The sequence below is a fragment of the Shewanella sp. MBTL60-112-B2 genome (assembly GCF_019655055.1).
In the GTDB taxonomy this organism is placed as follows: domain Bacteria; phylum Pseudomonadota; class Gammaproteobacteria; order Enterobacterales; family Shewanellaceae; genus Shewanella.
In genome coordinates this window covers 1-810 of the sequence record NZ_BPFA01000078.1, presented here as the reverse complement: position 1 = coordinate 810, position 810 = coordinate 1, and the positions used below count along the sequence as shown (strand labels likewise).

At 49.4% G+C, this 810-nt stretch carries 1 protein-coding gene; it reads left to right on the top strand.

Annotated features, from left to right (window positions below; translation table 11 throughout):
* Positions 1–810: hypothetical protein (locus tag K5Q73_RS21900; protein WP_220766189.1), on the top strand; the 810-nt coding region annotated here is incomplete at both ends.

Genomic DNA, 810 nt, shown 5'->3' with positions numbered 1-810 from the left:
TCCAAGCTAGATTTCAAACCATTACGCCCCCAGGAGGAAAAAAAGGAGAAAGGGAAGAGAAAGAGGAAGAAGGAGAAAAAAGGGAAGAGAGAGGAAAGAAAGGGAAAAGAAGAGGGAGAGAAGAGGGGGGAGGGGAGAAGAAAAGGAGGGAAGAGAGGAGAGAGGAAGAAGGGGAGGAAAAGAAGAAAGAGGAAGGAGAGGGAAGGGGAGAAAGAAGAAAGGAGGGGGAGAGAGAAAAAGAAGGGAGGGAGGAGAAAAAGAAAAGAGGGAAAAGAAGGGGGAGAAAAAAGGGGAGGAGAAAAAAGGGGAAAGAGAAAAGGGGAAGGGGGGGGGGGGAAGAAGGAGGGAAGAAAAGGGGGGGGGGGGAGGAGAGGGGGAAGGAAAAGAGAAAGAAGAGAAAGAAGAGAGAAAGAAAAAGGAAAGGAAGAGGAAAGGAGGGAGGGGGGAGGAAAGGAGGGGAGAAGAGGGAGAGGAAGAGGAGAGAGGAGAAGAGAGAAAGAAGGGAGGAGGAAAAGAAGGAGGGGGAGAAAGGGGGGAGAGAGAAAGAGAAGAAAAAGAAAGAGGGGGAAAAAGGAGGGAGGGAGGGAGAGGAAGGAAAAAGAAAAGAAGGAGGAGAGAAAAAGAGGAAAGAGGGAAGAAGAGGAAAGAAGAAGAAAAGGAAGAAGGGAAGGAGGAGGAGGGGAGAAGAAAGGAGAGAGAGGAAAAAGAGAGGAGAAAAAAGAGGAAAGGGAGGGAAAAGAGGGAGGGGAAAAAAAAGAGAGGAAAGGGGGAGAGGGAGAGGAAGGGGGAAAAAAGAAAAGAGGAGGGCCT